The organism is Rhodococcus sp. 114MFTsu3.1, from assembly GCF_000383555.1.
Lineage (GTDB): Bacteria > Actinomycetota > Actinomycetes > Mycobacteriales > Mycobacteriaceae > Rhodococcoides > Rhodococcoides fascians_E.
The window spans coordinates 47,902-64,559 of record NZ_KB911546.1; the positions used below are offsets into that span (position 1 = coordinate 47,902).

16 protein-coding genes are annotated in these 16,658 nt (G+C 65.2%); 5 read left to right on the forward strand and 11 right to left on the reverse strand.

Features of this window, described 5'->3' with window-relative positions; all coding sequences use genetic code 11:
• The first annotated feature begins 3 nt into the window (after positions 1-3).
• The 5 genes from H292_RS0106005 to H292_RS0106025 all read left to right on the forward strand — a co-directional run bounded on the left by H292_RS0106005 (position 4) and on the right by H292_RS0106025 (position 5,838).
• Positions 4-1,677 (forward strand): dipeptide ABC transporter ATP-binding protein, encoded by a 1,674-nt coding sequence (locus tag H292_RS0106005; RefSeq protein WP_231383778.1) that lies wholly within the window; start codon positions 4-6, stop codon positions 1,675-1,677.
• A gap of 201 nt (positions 1,678-1,878) precedes the next feature.
• Positions 1,879-2,886, forward strand: a complete 1,008-nt coding sequence (locus H292_RS0106010; RefSeq protein WP_020110833.1) for an ABC transporter substrate-binding protein — start codon at positions 1,879-1,881, stop codon at positions 2,884-2,886.
• The gene (locus H292_RS0106015; protein WP_019663226.1) at positions 2,886-3,782 is read left to right on the forward strand and encodes an ABC transporter permease; all 897 of its coding nucleotides are present in this window, start codon (positions 2,886-2,888) and stop codon (positions 3,780-3,782) included. The genes H292_RS0106010 and H292_RS0106015 overlap by 1 nt, the downstream gene beginning before the upstream one ends.
• Entirely contained in the window at positions 3,758-4,513 is a 756-nt protein-coding gene (locus H292_RS0106020) for an ABC transporter ATP-binding protein (RefSeq protein ID WP_230621063.1), read from the forward strand. Before H292_RS0106015 ends, H292_RS0106020 begins: the two co-directional genes overlap by 25 nt.
• The gene (locus H292_RS0106025; RefSeq protein WP_020110834.1) at positions 4,510-5,838 is read left to right on the forward strand and encodes an LLM class flavin-dependent oxidoreductase; all 1,329 of its coding nucleotides are present in this window, start codon (positions 4,510-4,512) and stop codon (positions 5,836-5,838) included. Before H292_RS0106020 ends, H292_RS0106025 begins: the two co-directional genes overlap by 4 nt.
• A 2-nt stretch (positions 5,839-5,840) precedes the next feature.
• On the opposite strand, the gene H292_RS0106030 is transcribed toward H292_RS0106025, so the two are convergent.
• Genes H292_RS0106030 through H292_RS0106080 form a run of 11 tightly spaced genes read right to left on the reverse strand, consistent with a single transcriptional unit; the run spans position 5,841 to position 16,656 of the window.
• A complete protein-coding gene (locus H292_RS0106030; protein WP_020110835.1) occupies positions 5,841-6,155 on the reverse strand; it encodes a DMT family transporter in 315 nt (104 codons plus the stop codon).
• Positions 6,155-6,505: a DMT family transporter gene (locus H292_RS0106035; RefSeq protein WP_019663222.1), complete on the reverse strand. Its 351-nt coding sequence runs from the start codon at positions 6,503-6,505 to the stop codon at positions 6,155-6,157. Before H292_RS0106035 ends, H292_RS0106030 begins: the two co-directional genes overlap by 1 nt.
• A gap of 36 nt (positions 6,506-6,541) precedes the next feature.
• Positions 6,542-7,483 carry an NADP-dependent oxidoreductase gene (locus H292_RS0106040; RefSeq protein WP_027498643.1) on the reverse strand — a complete coding sequence of 314 codons (942 nt, stop codon included), beginning with the start codon at positions 7,481-7,483 and terminating at the stop codon, positions 6,542-6,544.
• 8 nt (positions 7,484-7,491) lie between these two features.
• Complete coding sequence (locus H292_RS0106045; protein WP_176458769.1) at positions 7,492-8,727, reverse strand: MFS transporter; 1,236 nt, start codon at positions 8,725-8,727, stop codon at positions 7,492-7,494.
• A 23-nt stretch (positions 8,728-8,750) separates the two neighbouring features.
• Positions 8,751-9,878, reverse strand: coding sequence for an LLM class flavin-dependent oxidoreductase (locus H292_RS0106050; RefSeq protein WP_020110838.1), 1,128 nt, complete (start codon positions 9,876-9,878; stop codon positions 8,751-8,753).
• Entirely contained in the window at positions 9,875-10,648 is a 774-nt protein-coding gene (locus H292_RS28080) for a DUF1684 domain-containing protein (RefSeq protein ID WP_020110839.1), read from the reverse strand. The genes H292_RS0106050 and H292_RS28080 overlap by 4 nt, the downstream gene beginning before the upstream one ends.
• The gene (locus tag H292_RS0106060; RefSeq protein ID WP_019663217.1) at positions 10,645-12,024 is read right to left on the reverse strand and encodes an NtaA/DmoA family FMN-dependent monooxygenase; all 1,380 of its coding nucleotides are present in this window, start codon (positions 12,022-12,024) and stop codon (positions 10,645-10,647) included. The genes H292_RS28080 and H292_RS0106060 overlap by 4 nt, the downstream gene beginning before the upstream one ends.
• Complete coding sequence (locus tag H292_RS0106065; RefSeq protein ID WP_019663216.1) at positions 12,021-13,169, reverse strand: LLM class flavin-dependent oxidoreductase; 1,149 nt, start codon at positions 13,167-13,169, stop codon at positions 12,021-12,023. The genes H292_RS0106060 and H292_RS0106065 overlap by 4 nt, the downstream gene beginning before the upstream one ends.
• Positions 13,159-14,802, reverse strand: a complete 1,644-nt coding sequence (locus H292_RS0106070; protein ID WP_020110840.1) for a dipeptide ABC transporter ATP-binding protein — start codon at positions 14,800-14,802, stop codon at positions 13,159-13,161. The genes H292_RS0106065 and H292_RS0106070 overlap by 11 nt, the downstream gene beginning before the upstream one ends.
• Positions 14,799-15,689 carry an ABC transporter permease gene (locus H292_RS0106075; protein ID WP_020110841.1) on the reverse strand — a complete coding sequence of 297 codons (891 nt, stop codon included), beginning with the start codon at positions 15,687-15,689 and terminating at the stop codon, positions 14,799-14,801. The genes H292_RS0106070 and H292_RS0106075 overlap by 4 nt, the downstream gene beginning before the upstream one ends.
• Positions 15,682-16,656 (reverse strand): ABC transporter permease, encoded by a 975-nt coding sequence (locus tag H292_RS0106080; protein WP_020110842.1) that lies wholly within the window; start codon positions 16,654-16,656, stop codon positions 15,682-15,684. Before H292_RS0106080 ends, H292_RS0106075 begins: the two co-directional genes overlap by 8 nt.
• Positions 16,657-16,658 lie beyond the last annotated feature (2 nt).

Sequence of the window (16,658 nt, forward strand, 5' to 3'; positions counted from 1 at the left end):
CCCATGCCGGTACGACAACGCTTGGTGGACATCGAGAACCTGTCCGTGTCCTTCCCGGCGGCCGGTCGACGATCGGCGCCGGTGCGCGCCGTGCAGGACGTGTCACTGCACGTCTCCTCCGGCGAGTGCCTCGCCCTCGTCGGCGAATCGGGTTCGGGCAAGTCCGTCACAGCACGTGCCGTCATCGGCCTGGCCGGGCGACGGGCGGACGTGCGCATGTCGCGGTTCCACATCGACGGCGTCGACGCATCGTCGTTCGGCGAGAAGCAGTTCCGGCAAGTGCGTGGCACGACGGTCGGACTGGTGTTACAGGACGCTCTGGTGTCGCTGGATCCGCTGCGTACCATCGGCCGCGAGGTCGCCGAGCCCATGGCGATACACAACACCGTCCCGCGTCACGCGCGTTCACGTGCTGCCGTGGACTTGCTCCGCTCGGTCGGCATCGACGACCCCGAGGTCAGAGCCACGCAGATCTCGCACGAGTTGTCCGGCGGCCTTCGTCAACGTGCTTTGATCGCATCGGGTCTCGCTGCAGGCCCCTCACTGTTGATCGCGGACGAGCCGACCACGGCGCTCGACGTCACGGTTCAGGCACGCATTCTCGCTCTGCTCGGTGACCTCCGAGACGACGGCACCGGTCTGCTGCTCATCAGCCACGATCTGGCCGTCGTCGCCGCACTCGCCGATCGAATAGCAGTGATGAAGGACGGTCGGATAGTCGAACAGGGTGCAGCCCAGGATATTCTGCGGGATCCGCAGCACGAGTACACACGAGCCCTGTTGAGCGCAGCCCCGAGCGGAGCGACACGAGGAACGACTCTAGTGGGCCGGACACCGATCGCTGTCCCGTCCGCCCACTCAGGCGATCCTGTGCTCGTCGTCGACGCGGTGAGCAAGTCCTTCGATCGGCGTGACGGCTCACGGCACCGGGCGGTCGATTCGGTCTCGCTCACGCTCCGTCAGGGTGAGATCCACGGTCTCGTCGGCGAATCCGGTTCGGGGAAGTCCACTCTCGCGTCGATAGCCCTCGGACTCGTCGAACCGGATACCGGGACGGTGCGTCTGACCCCACCCGGTGGGCCGAGCCTGAACTGGAACTCACCCAGCGGCCCGGGAGAACGAGGCAGGCGTGCGCACCGGTCGCGGATACAACCGATCTGGCAGGATCCACTGAGCTCGTTCGACCCCAGATTCACGGTCGCCAACGTAATCGATCGTGCACTGGTCGAGACCGGAACACTCGATGCCGACGCGCGCAAGGCTCGGACGATCGAACTGCTCCACCAGGTGGGCCTGGACCCTGATCACCTCGCTCGCACACCGCGCCGGCTGTCCGGTGGCCAGCGTCAGCGCGTGGCGATCGCCCGGGCACTGGCAACCGAGCCGGACATCCTGATCTGCGACGAGCCGGTCTCGGCACTCGACGTGTCCATCCAGGCCCAGGTACTCGATCTGTTGCTCGACCTCCGGGCACGAACCGGTGTGTCGATGATCTTCATCTCCCACGACCTGGGTGTGATCAGCCATGTCAGCGACACCGTGTCGGTCATGAAGGACGGGGCGATCGTCGAACGAGGCAGAGCCGAGCAGATTTTCGAGGACCCACAGCACAGCTACACCGTCGAGCTCCTCGATTCGGTCCCGTCGCTTCCGTATCCGGTGGCCGTCGAAGGCTAAAAAATTCGACGGCTGGAAAGTCGACGACTGAGAAGTCGGGGCGCTCGGACCGACCTGCACATACTTATATTCACGGAAACGTAAACTGTTGTCGGCGCTTCGCTGCCGATGTTGGCTGTGCGGATGCGAACATTCCTGGCAAGCCGAAGATCGACGCGGCGGACAGCAATTGCCCTCACCTCACTTGTCCTCGCGGTCGGAATGGCCGCCGGCTGCGCCGGCAGCGACACTCCGGAGAACGCACTTGCGTCGGATGCGGCACTTCCGACCGAGATCCCGGCCGGCACCACGCTTGTCATCGCCGACCAGTCCGAGTTCCAGCAATCCGTCCTCCGCGCCTCGGGTGAGCTGGACAAGCTGCCGTTCGAGTACGAGTTCGCGAACTTCGTCGGTGGCCCGGCCATTCTCGAAGCGTTCCGGGCAGGCGCAGCCGATACTGCGAGAGTGGGCGACACCCCACCGATCCAAGCGCTCATCGCCGGCCAGGACGTCCCGATCATCCACGCCACTCAATCCGAGCCGAACAACACTCGGTTGGCCGTAGCTGCGGATCGGGACATCACGACACTGGCCGATCTGAAGGGCAAGAAGATCGCCTACGCCGAGGGCACCGCGCAGCAGGCCATCGTGTTGCGCGCACTCGCCAAGGCCGATCTGAGCACCGACGACGTCGAACTGGTCCGTCTGCAACTCTCGGAGTTTCCCGACGCCATCAGAACCGGACAGGTGGACGTCGCTCCGTTGAACGAGCCGAACCTGACTCGTTTTCTGAACAATCCGGGGACCACACTGATCGACACGTCGGAGTCCGGGGGCACGTCCACGGGCCTGTCCTACCTCTACGCCCGTCGTGAGGCCATTCAGGATCCCGCCAAAGCCGCTGCGCTGCAGGCATACATCGCCAGCTTCACGCGTGCCGTCCAGTGGGCCAACGAGCATCCCGACGAGTGGCTGCAGAAGTACTACGTCGAGGGGCAGGGGTTGACGCCCGAGGACGGCCGGCGCATCGTCGACTCGCTCGGCGCGTACGCATTTCCCAAGTTGGACAGTCTCGTGGAGCAGCAGCAGTCGACCATCGATGTCATCGACGACGCCGGTGAGCTACCCAAGTCCGTTCAGGCCTCGGACGGATTCGACCTCCGGTTCGGCGACGTCGGCGCCCGCACCGTCGAAGAAGTCGGCGGATCGTTCACCAGGAGTGAGAGCTGATGGCAATCGCAACCCCGGTAGGAGACAAGAGAAAATCCAGGACCACCAGTACCTCGAAGAACACGGGTACATCGAAGAACACGGCGTCGTCGACGGTTCTACGACCCCGGAAGATCGCGCGTCGCAGGCTGGGGCCTGGTAAGGCCATTCCGTACGGTCTCGCGATCGGTCCGCTCATCCTGGTCGTGGCATGGATAGCCTCCTCGGCGGCAGGGATACTCGATCCTCAGACCCTGCCCGCACCGCTGACCATCGTCGAGGCCGCGCGAGACCTGATCGACGACGGTCGACTCCAGAGCAACCTGCTCACGTCGCTGCAGCGGGCAGTGATCTCGCTCGTTCTCGGTGTGGCGATCGGTGTCGTACTCGCACTCGTGTCGGGTCTGTCGAGGCTCGGAGAATCGATCATCGACGGCCCGGTCCAGATCAAACGAGCGATCCCGACGCTTGCGCTCATTCCTCTGTTCATCGTGTGGTTCGGCATCGGCGAGTCGATGAAGATCATCGTCATCACCACCAGCGTGCTGATCCCGGTCTACATCAACACCCATGCACAGTTGCGCAGTGTCGACAATCGTTACGTCGAGCTCGCCGAGACGGTCGGTCTGTCCAGGTGGCAGTTCGTCCGGCGAATCGCCCTCCCGGGCGCGTTGCCCGGCTTCTTCACCGGACTTCGCATGGCCGTGACCATTTCGTGGCTCGCCCTCGTCGTCGTCGAGCAGGTCAACGCCACCAGCGGCATCGGTTACCTGATGACCCAGGCGCGAACGTACGGACAGATCGACATCATCGTCGTCGGCCTGGTCGTCTACGCCATCTTCGGACTCGTAGGCGACTTCCTGGTCAGGCGAGTGGAAAGGAAAGCATTGTCATGGCGCCAGACACTGGGCGGGTAGGAACGGGCGGGGATCAGGCCGGTCGGGTGGTGAGTGCGAGGTCGTTGAGCCGGGGGTTCGGTGATCGGGTGGTGCTCGATGCCATCGATCTCGATATCGCACGGGGTGAGTTCGTGGCGCTGCTGGGACGCAGTGGGTCCGGCAAGAGCACGTTGCTGCGTGCGCTGGCGGAGTTGGACTACGACGTGCTCGGTTCGGGTGAACTCCAGGTGCCGGCGAATCGGTCCGTGGTGTTCCAGGATTCACGCCTGCTTCCGTGGTCCCGAGTGCTGGACAACGTGATCCTCGGTCTTCCCGGCCGCGATGCAGCGGAGCGAGGCCAAGCGGCGTTGGCCGAGGTCGGCTTGGCCGGCCGCGAGAAGGCCTGGCCCAAGGAGCTTTCCGGTGGCGAGCAGCAGCGCGTTGCACTGGCGCGTTCGTTGGTGCGTGAGCCCGAACTCCTGTTGGCGGACGAGCCGTTCGGTGCCCTCGATGCACTCACTCGAATCCGCATGCACGCTCTGTTGCGCGAGTTGTGCGCCAAGCACACGCCTGCAGTTCTGTTCATCACCCACGACGTCGACGAGGCTCTTCTGCTCGCAGATCGTGTACTCGTCCTTCAGGACGGTCGCATCGTCTCCGATCGGACAGTCGAACTCGACACGCCCCGTACACACAGTGATCCGAAGTTCGCCGCTCAGCGTGAAGATCTGCTGACCGCGCTCGGCGCTTTCGAGAAAGTGACGGCATGACAAGGCAATTGCACTTCAACGCTTTTCTGATGACGACCGGGCATCACGAGTCGTCCTGGCGTCTACCTCAATCCGACCCGCTCGCCGGTGTCGACATCAAGCATTACCAGCGGCTCGCGCAGATCGCGGAACGGGGGAAGTTCGATTCGATCTTCTTCGCCGACAGCCCCCAGCTCGTCGCCGACGTCGGTCGTCGGCCGTCGGGATATCTGGAACCTCTTCAGATCCTGACCGCGGTGTCGACGGTCACCGAGCGAATCGGCCTCGTGGCCACAGCGACGACGAGCTACAACGAGCCGTACAACCTGGCCCGAGCGTTCGCGTCGCTCGATCACATCTCCGGTGGCCGCGCGGGATGGAACATCGTCACCACAGCGGGGCTCGATGCGGCCCAGAACTTCAATCTCGACGCGTTACCTGCGCACGGCGATCGATATGCCCGAGCGGCCGAGTTCGTCGACGTCGCGCAGAAACTCTGGGACAGTTGGGACGACGACGCCGTCCTCGCGGACAAGGATTCCGGAGTGTGGGGTGACAACGACCGGGTTCGCACCGTCGACCATCGAGGTGACTACTTCACCGTGCGCGGCCCGTTGAACGTTCCGCGTCCAGTACAGGGGTATCCGCTTCTGGTTCAGGCGGGTTCGTCCGACGACGGCAAGGTCCTCGCGTCGAAGTACGCCGAGGCGGTGTTCACCGCGCAGCAGACCATCGAGGACGCGAGGGCGTTCTACTCGGACCTCAAAGCGCGCACCATCGCCGTCGGCCGGGACCCGGACCACATCAAGATTCTGCCCGGCATCGTTCCGGTGATCGGTTCCACCGAGGCCGAGGCTCGGGCTCTCGACGCCGAGCTGGACCGCCTCATCGTTCCGGAATACGCACTGCTGCAGCTCGCGAAGACATTGAAGGTGGACCCGTCGGCGCTGTCGCTCGACGAGCAGCTACCGGAGAATCTGTTGGCGGAAGACGACATCGAGGAAGCCAAGAGTCGCTACACGCTGATCGTCGAGCTTGCGCGACGGGAGTCGCTCACCGTGCGCGAACTCATCGGCAGACTCGGCGGCGGCCGCGGACACCACACGTTCACCGGCACGCCCGAGCAAGTCGCCGACGCCATCGAAGAATGGTTCCTCGGCGGTGCAGCCGACGGCTTCAACATCATGCCGCCGGCGTTGCCGTCGGGACTCGAGATCTTCGTCGACGAAGTGGTGCCCATTCTGCGGGCCCGTGGGCTGTTCCGCAGCGAGTACACCGGGACCACGCTGCGCGAGCACTACGGTCTTCCGCGTCCGGCCAACCGGTTCACAGCGGTACCCGTGTAGCGCTACGCACCGATCTCGATCAGCAGAACGCCGCCGATGATCAGGGCGATACCTGCGCCCATGACCCAGGTCAACGGTTCTCGGAACAGGTAGCGGCCGGCGATGGCCGTCAAGGCCACGCCGCTCGCTGCCCACACGCCGTACGCGACACCGACAGCCATCCCGGCCGACAGTGTCAGGGCCAGCAGAGTGAACGCGGCTCCGTAGCCTGCGACGACGGGGACGAGCCACCACTTCTTGCGTCCTCCCTCGGATGCGCGCAAGGACAGCGTGGCCATGACCTCGGTGACGATTGCTCCGGCAAGTAACCACCACATCAGGCGTGCGCCCTGCCCGCGCCGAATTCCACCAACACCACTCCCCCGATGACCAGCACGATGCCGGCCAGCATCGTCGGCGTCAGCGGTTCACCGAACACCGCGGTACCCAGTACGGCGGTCAACGCGATTCCCGACGCAGCCCAGATCCCGTAGGTCTTCCCGATGGGCGAGCCCATCCGCAGGATCAGCGACAGCAGTACGAACGATGCGCCGTACCCGGCCACCACGACGCCGTACCAGGCCGGCGTGTTCAGCGCAGCTTTCAACGACAGCGATGCCGCTACTTCCGACACGATGGCCGACGCCAGCAGCGCCCAGTATCTGTTGCTCACCGTTCGACGAACCATCGGCGATCGAGATTGATTCCACACCTCGCACAGGAGTTACGGGATCAACACGAACTTCCCGCGCGGGTGTTCGGCTTTCAGTTCCTCGTGTGCCGTGGCCGCCTCCGCGAGAGGGAACGTCTTGGCGACTGTCACGATGAAATCGCCTGCACCGGCCGAGTTCACCAGGTCGAGTCGAGCTGCCTTGCGGCGCTTCGCACTCTCCGGGTTGCCACCGCCCACGGAGGGGAACCCTTCCTCGGCCGCGCGTCCGAATGCGGCGATCGTGACGATGCGATCCTTGTCCGAGACGAGAGCAAGCGAGACGTCCACGGCCTCGTCGGTACCGACCGTGTCGATCGCGACATCTATTCCGTCGGGAGCGAGTTCCTGCACGCGCTCCAGCAATCCGTCACCGTACTCGACGGGCTCGGCGCCCAGTTCACGCAGTGCGTCGTGGTTGACGGGCCGAGCGGTGCCGATGACCCGCGCGCCTCGTGCCTTGGCCTGTTGAACGACGATCGACCCGACGCCTCCCGCTGCGCCGTGTACCAGCACCGTGTCGCCCTCGGCGACGTTCGTGACCTCGAGGGCGTCGTACGACGTCCCGGCGACGACGAGCAGTCCTGCTGCGGCCTCCCAGCCGAGCGACGCAGGCTTGGGAAGCACAGCATCCGCCGGAACCAGCAGCTTCTCCGCGTACGCTCCCTTCGCCCCGGAGACGATGACCTCGTCGCCGACAGAGATCTGCCCGCCCGGACCACTGGTCGAATTGCCAACGGCGACAACGACACCGCTGGCCTCACTTCCGAGATGAAGCGGGAGAGTGGAGGGGTCCGAGCCGAACGCTCCGCTGTAGAGCTTGTAGTCGATCGGGTTCACGCCGATGGCCTTGACCTCGATCGAGACCTGGCCGGCCGCCGGGGCGGCCAAGGCCTCGTCGACGATGCGCACCACCTCGGGTCCACCGAATGCCGTTGCTACCGCTACTCGTGTCATGGAACTTTTCAACTCCTCGCTGTCACGGATTGTTCCTGCAGCAGATTACGCCGCGTCATCTCTGCCACTATCGCACTTCCGACGGCTCCCACCGCGGCCAGAACCACGAAAGGCAGTGCACGCCAGCTTGGTTCTGTGATGTCGAGGGCTCGGCCAACGACGGAACCGACAACGAGCGATGCCACGGCCGACACCAGGTAGAACCATCCGTAGTAGGTACCGGACAGCCGATCTTCGCCCACCACTCCCAGCAGTTCCATGATGTAGGGATTCGCCAACGCGATTCCGATGCTGAACACCGCCGTCGTGAGAATCACCGGCCACAACAGGGTGAGCCATCCTGCGATCGGCCTCGACTCAGCAGCCGTGTCGAGAATCGGCGCACTGACCGCGAGCGGGACGAACGCGGCACCCATCAGTCCCACGCCGAGACCCGCCGCGCTGCCCGGTCGCAGCAGCCGTCGTGCCACCGCCGTGACGGGCATCTGCAACCCGATCCCGAGCACCGTGGACACCACGAACACAACGCTGACCGACTGCGGGTTGCCCGTCACGCGTTCGGCTTCGATCGGCAATGCCAGATACAGCTGGTTGAACAGCGCGAAATACGCGCACCCTCCGAGCGTGAAGATCAGAAACCGCCTGTTGCGCAATACCAGTCCCCAGCTGCCGACGACGCTGTCATGGTGCTCGATCCGTGGCTGACGCGGCAACGCGATCAATTGCGCAGCGGTCAACACCGCGAACACCGCGGCGGCGATCGCGGCGATCAACCGAAAGTCCACACTCAACAGAGCGGCACCCAGCAGCGGGCCCACCAAGGCACCGGCGTTGCCGAACACGTTGTACACCGAGAACACTTCGGCACGATCGGTGTCCGACTCACGCATCAGGTAGGTACGGACCGCCGGGCTGAATATTGCACCAGCAACGCCGATCGCCACCGTCGCCGTCACAACTCCGACCGCACTGTCGGTGGTCGCGTAGAGCCCGAATGCCGCGATCCTGAGGGCACATCCGGTGATGATCGTCGCTCGCGGTCCCCATCGGTCCGCCAGGGTACCTCCGACGAGGAACAGACCTTGCTGACTGAACGTCCTCAGTCCCAGCACGATCCCGACGAAGGCGACGCTGAAACCCAGGTCACCTCGCAGATAGGTCGCCAGAAACGGCAGCACCATGTAGAAACCGAGACTGATACCGAAGTTGTTGATCATCAACAGCTTCGACGCTGTCGGCAGCACAGCGTACGACGATCGCAGCGAACCTACACGCGCAGCCGTGGCAGTCCCCATTCCTTCCCGAGCAGTTCGAAGGACCGCAGCCGGTCTCCGTGTCCGTGCGTCGCGGTGGTCACGACGAGTTCGTTGGCTCCCGTGGCTCGTTGCAGACCGTCGAGCTTCTCCGCCACCGTGACGGCGGAACCGACGAACTGAGTGGCGACTCGGTCCGACACCAACTCCGCCTGCTCCGCGGTCAGCGGCGCCGCCGTCTTGGGATCCGGATACGCGATGGCACCGTGCCCACTACGGATGCTGTGGACCCACTGGCCGAACGACGACGCCAGGTACTGCGCGTCCGCATCCGTGTCTGCTACGACGACGTCCGCCGACACGACGACGTACGGCTCCTTCACGGTGTCCGAGGGCACGAACGCCGCACGGTAGGCCTCGACGGCGTCGAGCGTCGTACCGGGACTGACATGGTAGTTGGCGACGAAGGGCAATCCTCGTGCTCCGGCGACCTGTGCGCTCTGGCCACCGCTGCTACCGAAGAGCCAGACTTCGACCTGCGCACCGAGTCCGGGTGTGGCCGTCAGTTCCACACCACCGGACGTGGAGAATCGCCCACCGAGGAAGTCGAGGACGTCCTGCAGTTGGGTGTCGAAATCCGGGGCGACTGCATGTGGTTGCTGCAGCACCTCACCCGATGCGAGCACCCGCTCGGAGAGAACGAGCTTGCCGGAACGGAACGGCTTCGGGAACAGAATGCCGTCGACGACCCGTTCCTCGTGCTCGGGCTCCGGAACGTCCTTACCCGCCAGCGCTTCCTGCCTGCGCTGACCCGATCGTCCGATACCCAGGTCGATACGACCGGGATACACGGCGTCGACGGTGCCGAACGATTCCACGACCGACGCAGCCGTGTGATGACCGATCTGTACGGCCGCCGACCCGACGCGAATCCTGTTGGTGGCGGCCGCGATCAACCCGACGAGCACGGCCGGGGACGAACTGGCGGCCGCGACGAAGTGATGCTCGGCGACCCAGTAGCGCTCGTACCCCCATTCCTCTGCCTGACGCGCCAGGTCGAGAGTGTTGCGCAATGCCTCGGCGGCGGTGGAACCTTCGCTGATCGGCGACAGATCCAGTACCGACAGCGGAACCCTGCTCACGACGCGCTGCCGAACGGACGCGGATTCTTCTCGCCCGCCTCGACCGCAACGGCGAGCTTGTTCTCCGCCGGCGCCACGGGGCACGTCGCGTAATCGGTGAACGAGCACGGCAGGTTCGACGCACGGTTGAAGTCCAGGATCACCTCGCCGCTGTCGGTCGAATCGGTCACCACGAGCGTCCTCGCGGCCGGGTACGTCGTCACACCCGACGTCGCATCGGTGAACATCACCCGCAGCCCACCGTCCTTGCCGCCGAAAGCTACGAACTGCTGCTTGTCTCCGCCCAGTTCGAAGTCGATGACACCGACCGCGGTGTGGTGGTGCTCCAGTCCCTCGACGACGGCACCGGTGGTGACGATCTTCGCCTCGGGGTACGGCGTGAACGTCCCGGCGACGGACCATTTCTCGTCGGGATCGTAGGTCGGAATTCCGGAGAACTCCTGAAGGTGAGGTGATGCGGGGTCGTGCACTCGCAGCGCCACCGAACCGGTACGACGGATGACCTCGATGCGTCGGTCACCGTCCTCGACCAGAATGCCCGGTGCGCCCTCGACCGGTTCGAGCGTGGTGACCGACAATCCGTCGACATGAACGACATCCTCGTCGGCGCGCCAGCGGCCGGGAAGATCTCCGACGGTCTCGAATTCGTCCGTCAGCCAGTACAGCCCGGTGAGCGACACCCATCCGAGTGGGTCGCTGTAGTAACTCTCACGCTCGCTGTGCCACTGGTTCCACGATGCTTCGAACGTCTCGTTCACGGTGGCGGTCATGATGCTCGCACTCCTTCTCGCTCGGTGTCCGGATGGTTCAGCGCGGCGGAATCGGATCCGAAGAGGTGGCTGCGCAGCGTCGTACCGGAGTATTCGGTACGGAAGCTGCCGCGGTCCTGCAGAATCGGAACCACCTTGTCCACGAACTCGTCCAGCCCCGCCGGGGTGATGTGCGGGACGAGGATGAACCCGTCGCTCGCGTCGTTCTGTACGTAACTGTCGATCTCCTCGGCCACCTGTGCAGGCGTGCCGACGAACTGCTGACGCGTGGTGACCTCGATGATCAGTTCGCGGATGCTCAGACCCTTCGACTCGGCCCGCTCACGCCAGTCGCGCGCAACCTGCACCGGATCGGCGTGGCGGACCCGGCCTCGGGTGATGTTGACGTCGTCCGTCGGGTCTTCGTCGGGAAGAGGACCGTCGGGATCGTATTCCGACAGGTCACGCCCCCACACCTGCTCCAGGAACGAAATCGCTGTCTGCGGCCCGACCTGCTGGTGGCGGATGGCGTCGGCTCGCTCCTCCGCGTCCTCGGCAGTGTCGCCGAGGACGAACGTCGCGGCGGGAAGGACCTTCAGATCGTCACGCTCCCGGCCGTACTTCGCCAGCCTGCCCTTAACGTCGGAGTAGAACGCCTGCCCCGCCTCGAGCGTGCCGTGGACGGTGAAGATGGCGTCGGCCTTCGCGGCACCGAACTCGCGTCCCTCGTCGGAATCGCCCGCCTGCAGAAGCACCGGGTGACCCTGCGGGCTACGTGGCACCGTGAACGCCGCATCGATGTCGAACTGCGGTCCGGTGTGGCGGACCTGTGCGATGTGCTCGCGACGTGCGAACACCCCGTTCTCTCGATCGACGACGAGCGCGTCGGGTGACCAGCTGTCCCAGAGCTCTCGGGCCGTGTCGATGATCTCGCGAGCACGGACGTACCGATCCGCTCGGTCCAGATATCCACCGCGGCGGAAGTTCTCGCCGGTGAACGCATCCGACGAGGTCACCATGTTCCACGCCGCGCGGCCACCGGACAGGTGATCGAGCGTCGCGAACTGCTTCGCCAGCTCGAACGGCTCGTTGAACGTCGTGTTGATGGTGCCGGCCAGCCCGAGATGCGTGGTGACGGAGGCCAACGCGTTGAGCACGATCAACGTGTCGGGACGACCGACGACGTCCAGGTCGTGGATACGGCCTCGGTGCTCGCGCAGCCGCAACCCTTCGGCCAGAAAGAAGAAGTCGAACAACCCGCGCTCCGCGGTCTCCGCGAGGTGGACGAACGAGTCGAACTCGATCTGGCTCTTCGATTCCGGGTCCTGCCACACCGTCGTGTTGTTGACACCCGGGAAGTGCGCTCCCAGATGGATTTGCTTCTTGATCGCGCTCATTTCGACGCTCCCTGTGCTGCCTGACGGCGTACTGCGTATCGGTTCTCCGGTCGTGCAAGGCCGAGCCTGCTGCGCAGCAGCGGACCGGGGCGCAGACGGGGCGTTGCACCATCGTGCCAGGCCAAGCCGGGTACGACATCGGTCGTGATGGCCTCGACCGACTGGGCGAGCGCCAACGGTCGCAGGGTCACGCCGTCGACGACGCCGGATGCGGCGAGGCCGTCGAGCAACTCCTGCAGTTCCGCGGCGTTCCCCCGGAAGCTCACCGAGTCCGGCACGTACGGCGACCAGCTGTTCAGCTGATCGACGTCGGCCGCCGCGGTATCCGAGACGTGCACTTCGAGATCGAGCACCACGTGAACCTCGGCAGGGTCACGTCCCTCGGCCACGACGGCACGACGCACCCGCGCGGCCACGACGGCTGCGTCGTCGATCGTCGGCGCGGAGATTCGCGCGATGTCCGCGCGCTTGGCGGCAACGGCCGTGGACGGGTCGTCCTCGGCCCGGACGACGACGATCGGCTGCCCCTGCGGCGGGCGCGGCGTGATGGACGGGCCCTTCACCGAGAAGTAGTCGCCCTCGAAGTCGATGTAGTGCAGTTTGTCTCGGTCGATGAAGCGTCCGGTGGACGCGTCGCGAATCTCCGCGTCGTCCTCCCAGCTGTCCCACAACCGGGTGACGACCTCGGCGGCGTCGTCGGCCTCATTCCAGAGTTCGTCGACGGTCTGCGGGCCCTTGCGCCCGAACAGCGTCGCTTCGTCGGCGTCCTGCGAGACAGCGACTTCCCAGCCTGCGCGACCCGACGATGCGTAGTCGATGCTCGCGATCTGCTTCGACACGTGGAACGGCTCGGTGTGCGTGACGGTCACCGTCGGGACGAGGCCGATCGAGCGGGTGCCCGCGGCAGCCCGTGCGGCGATCGCCGCCGCCTCGATCCTGCCCAGTTCGACGCCATCACCGCTCTGAAGCGCGAATGCGTCGGGGAGGAACGCGATGTCGATCCCTGCGCGGTCGGCCGCCTCGATGTGATCGGTCCAGTACTGCGCGGTGAACAGTTCCTCGGCGCGAGAATCCTCCCGCCGCCAGGCATGCGGGTGAATTCCGGCTCCGCGCAGTTCGACGGCGATCAAGAACTTATCGGGCACCTGCGGTCTCCTTGTCGTGACTTCTCGGGCGCGAGTTGCCGGGAATGGCCGCCAGCAACTCACGGGTGTACTCACGCTGTGGCGAATCGAATATCTGTGCCGTCGGCCCGTATTCGACGATCGTCCCGGATTGCATCACCGCGACGGTGTCGCTGATCTGCCGCACGACGGCGAGGTCGTGCGAAATGAACAGGTAGCTCAGGTCCAGTCCGGTCTGCAACTCGTCGAGAAGGTCCAGAATCTGAGCCTGCACCGAGACGTCGAGTGCGGACACCGGTTCGTCCAGAACCACCAGGTCCGGCCTGAGTGCCAGCGCTCGCGCGATCGCAACGCGCTGGCGTTGCCCGCCGGACAGTTCCGCGGGTTTGCGCCGGGAGTAGTCGGCAGGCAACGCGACTCGATTCAACAGCTCCGCGGTCCGCGCCGAACGCTCGGCACTCGTCCCGACCTTGAACGCGTCGAGTGGTTCCTCGATGATCTGCTCGACGGTCAGTTTCGGGTTGAGCGAGGCGTAGGGGTTCTGGTACACGATCTGAACGCGTCGGCGAAGATCACGAAGCCGCGAGCCACGCAAGCCCGTCACCTCGGTCCCGTCGAACTCGACGCGCCCGGACGTCGGCTTCTCCAACCCGATGGTGATGCGCGCCAACGTCGACTTGCCGGATCCGGACTCCCCCACGAGCGACAGTGTCCGCCCACGTTCGACCGTCAACGACGCAGCCTTCACCGCATCGAGGTGCACACCGCCTTTCGGATCGTTCCGCAGGCTCCACTCCTGCCGTCCGATTCGGAACGTCTTGGACACCTCGGTGGCCGTCAGAATCGGTGTCGTCGACGGCCTGGCCGGCCGCAGTGCCGTCCCCAGGCTGGGTGCGGCTGCCAGCAGCGACCTCGTGTACTCGTGCTTCGGGTTCGCGAGAACTTCGGAGGTACGCCCGGTCTCGACGATTTCACCCTTGCTCATGACGACGAGCCGGTCGGCGCGGTCGGCAGCGACCCCGAGGTCGTGCGTGATGAGCAGAACGGCCGTCCCCGTCTCGGCGATACGGGCGTCCAGGTGGTCGAGGATGCGGCGCTGCACGGTGACGTCGAGCGCGGACGTGGGCTCGTCGGCGATCACGAGCTCGGGCGTGCATGCCAGTGCGATGCCGATGAGAACGCGTTGACGCTGACCGCCCGAGAGATCCTGCGGGTACTGCTGGGCCCGCACCTCGGGGTTGTCGATCCCGGCCTCGGTGAGGATCCTGATCGCTTCGAGCTTCGCCGACCGCTTGGTGGCCAGCCCGTGCACGCGGAGCACCTCGGCCACCTGCTCACCGACTCGGATGACCGGGTTGAGCGACGTCGTCGGGTCCTGGGGAACCAGACCGATGTGAGCCCCGCGCAGGCGGTCCAGCACCTTCTCGGAGGCATCGTCGATCCGCTTGCCGTCGAAGCGGACTTCGCCGGACGTGATGCGACCCGCGCCGGGAAGCAGACCGATGATCGCGTGTGCCGTCGTCGATTTGCCCGATCCGGACTCACCCACCACCGCCACCACTTCGCCGCGCTCGACTGTCAGCGACACTCCTCGGACCGCGGCACCGTTGCCGTAGTCCACCTGGAGGTTCTCGACTTCCAGAATGGGGCTCATCGTGTGCCTCCCTCGATTGCGTGGCCGACGCGGTGCGCCGACAGGACGACGGCCACGATCACCAGGCCGGGCAGTGTGGTCATCCACCATGCGGTGGCCAGGAAACTCCGGCCCTCGGAGATCAACGATCCCCACTCGGGTGTCGGTGGAACAGCGCCGAATCCGAGGAAACTGAGGGCGGACACCGCCAGCACCGCCTGGCCGAATTCCACTGCGGCAAGGGCGATGACCGGTCCGTAGGAGTTGCGGAGAATGTGGCGCCCGAACACGTCGTACCACCGGACGCCGGAGGCGTAGGCGGCTTCGACGTACAGCGACTGCCGCACCCGCAGCACTTCGGAGCGCATGACGCGCGCGAAGTTCGCGACGAGGGAGACACCGACAGCGATGGCGACGTTGCGTGTACCGAACCCGAGCGCCGTGACCAGCGCCAGCGAGAGCAGAAGTGCGGGAATCGACAGCAGCACGTCGACGATGCGCATCAGGATCGCGTCGACGACGCCGCCGACGGCGCCTGCGAGCAGACCGATCAGCGATCCGGCCACGAGTGCAATCGCGACCGCGAACAACGTTGCGGTGAGCGACAACCCGGCACCGTGGACGACGCGGGTGTAGAGGTCACGTCCGATGTTGTCGGTTCCGAACCAGTGCGCCGCGCTCGGCCCTTGCAATTTGTCCGCAGGCGTTCCCTTCAGAGGGTCCCCACTGGCGAAGAGCGAGGGAAACAATGCGAAGCCGACGGCGAGAACCAGTACGACGACCGACAGCGCCAGCCAGATGTTCTTCACCAGTGACCGCACACGCGGTCTACGACGAACAGGGTTCGGCTTCGGGACGACGGTTTCAGCGGTGGCGACCGTCTCGACGCGGGTCAGGATGTCAGACATGTGCCTTCTCCTTCGCGGGAGCGGACTGCTTGTACTCGGACACGATCCGAGGGTCTATCAACGGATAGAACAGGTCGACCAGCAGGTTGACCAGAACGAACACCAGCGACGTCAGAACGACGATGCCCTGCACCACGGGAATGTCCTGCGCCAGAACGGACGTCTGAGTCAACCTGCCGACACCGGCCCTGGAGAAGACCGTCTCCACGACGACCGATCCGGCGAGCAGGTTGCCGACGAGTACACCGGCGATGGTGAAGGCCGGAATCGAGGACAGCCGCACGACGTGCTTGGTCTGTACTCGCAGACGTGACACTCCCTTGGCACGGGCAGATTCGACGAACGGTTGCTTCCACGTCGTGGTCATCGACGTGGCGAGAACCTGAGCGATCACGGCACCCGTCGGCAACGCGAGCGTGATCGCAGGCAGCACGAGCGACGACGCTCCCTGGTCACCGAACGCGGGGAAGATCCTGAGTTGGAACGAGAACACCTGCAGCAGAAGCAGCCCGACCCAGAAGGTCGGCACCGCAACGCCCAACGGCGGGATGGAGAACAGAAGGGTACGCAGCCACTGGACACGCGTGTAGGTGGCCAGGAAGGCAACCGATCCGCCGAAGATCAGCGACAGCACCAGCCCGGTCGTCGCCAACGCCAGGGTGCTCGGCAGTGCGTCGAGGATGGCCGTCGTGACCTTCTGACCGGTGGCGATGGAAAACCCGAAGTCACCTCGCACTGCACCGCTCAGAGAGTTCCAGTACTGCACCCACACCGGCTGATCCAGTCCGTATCGCGCCTGCAACTCGGCGATGGCCGCCGCGTCGACGGGCGTACCGGACCCCGCCGAGTCGGCGGCGATGCTGACAGGGTCCGACGGCAGAAGGAACAGCACGATGAACGAGATCGTGAACGCCGCCCAGAGAACGAGGACGGCCTGCACGACGCGCAGTGCGAGATAACGAATCATGG

What these genes read in the sequence shown, in the direction of transcription:
- H292_RS0106005 (WP_231383778.1), top strand. Translation starts at nt 4, where the DNA reads ATGCCGGTACGACAACGCTTGGTGGACATCGAGAACCTGTCCGTGTCC.
- H292_RS0106010 (WP_020110833.1), top strand. Translation starts at nt 1,879, where the DNA reads ATGGCCGCCGGCTGCGCCGGCAGCGACACTCCGGAGAACGCACTTGCG.
- H292_RS0106015 (WP_019663226.1), top strand. Translation starts at nt 2,886, where the DNA reads ATGGCAATCGCAACCCCGGTAGGAGACAAGAGAAAATCCAGGACCACC.
- H292_RS0106020 (WP_230621063.1), top strand. Translation starts at nt 3,758, where the DNA reads ATGGCGCCAGACACTGGGCGGGTAGGAACGGGCGGGGATCAGGCCGGT.
- H292_RS0106025 (WP_020110834.1), top strand. Translation starts at nt 4,510, where the DNA reads ATGACAAGGCAATTGCACTTCAACGCTTTTCTGATGACGACCGGGCAT.
- H292_RS0106030 (WP_020110835.1), bottom strand. Translation starts at nt 6,155, where the DNA reads ATGTGGTGGTTACTTGCCGGAGCAATCGTCACCGAGGTCATGGCCACG.
- H292_RS0106035 (WP_019663222.1), bottom strand. Translation starts at nt 6,505, where the DNA reads ATGGTTCGTCGAACGGTGAGCAACAGATACTGGGCGCTGCTGGCGTCG.
- H292_RS0106040 (WP_027498643.1), bottom strand. Translation starts at nt 7,483, where the DNA reads ATGACACGAGTAGCGGTAGCAACGGCATTCGGTGGACCCGAGGTGGTG.
- H292_RS28080 (WP_020110839.1), bottom strand. Translation starts at nt 10,648, where the DNA reads ATGACCGCCACCGTGAACGAGACGTTCGAAGCATCGTGGAACCAGTGG.
- H292_RS0106060 (WP_019663217.1), bottom strand. Translation starts at nt 12,024, where the DNA reads ATGAGCGCGATCAAGAAGCAAATCCATCTGGGAGCGCACTTCCCGGGT.
- H292_RS0106070 (WP_020110840.1), bottom strand. Translation starts at nt 14,802, where the DNA reads ATGAGCCCCATTCTGGAAGTCGAGAACCTCCAGGTGGACTACGGCAAC.
- H292_RS0106075 (WP_020110841.1), bottom strand. Translation starts at nt 15,689, where the DNA reads ATGTCTGACATCCTGACCCGCGTCGAGACGGTCGCCACCGCTGAAACC.
- H292_RS0106080 (WP_020110842.1), bottom strand. Translation starts at nt 16,656, where the DNA reads ATGATTCGTTATCTCGCACTGCGCGTCGTGCAGGCCGTCCTCGTTCTC.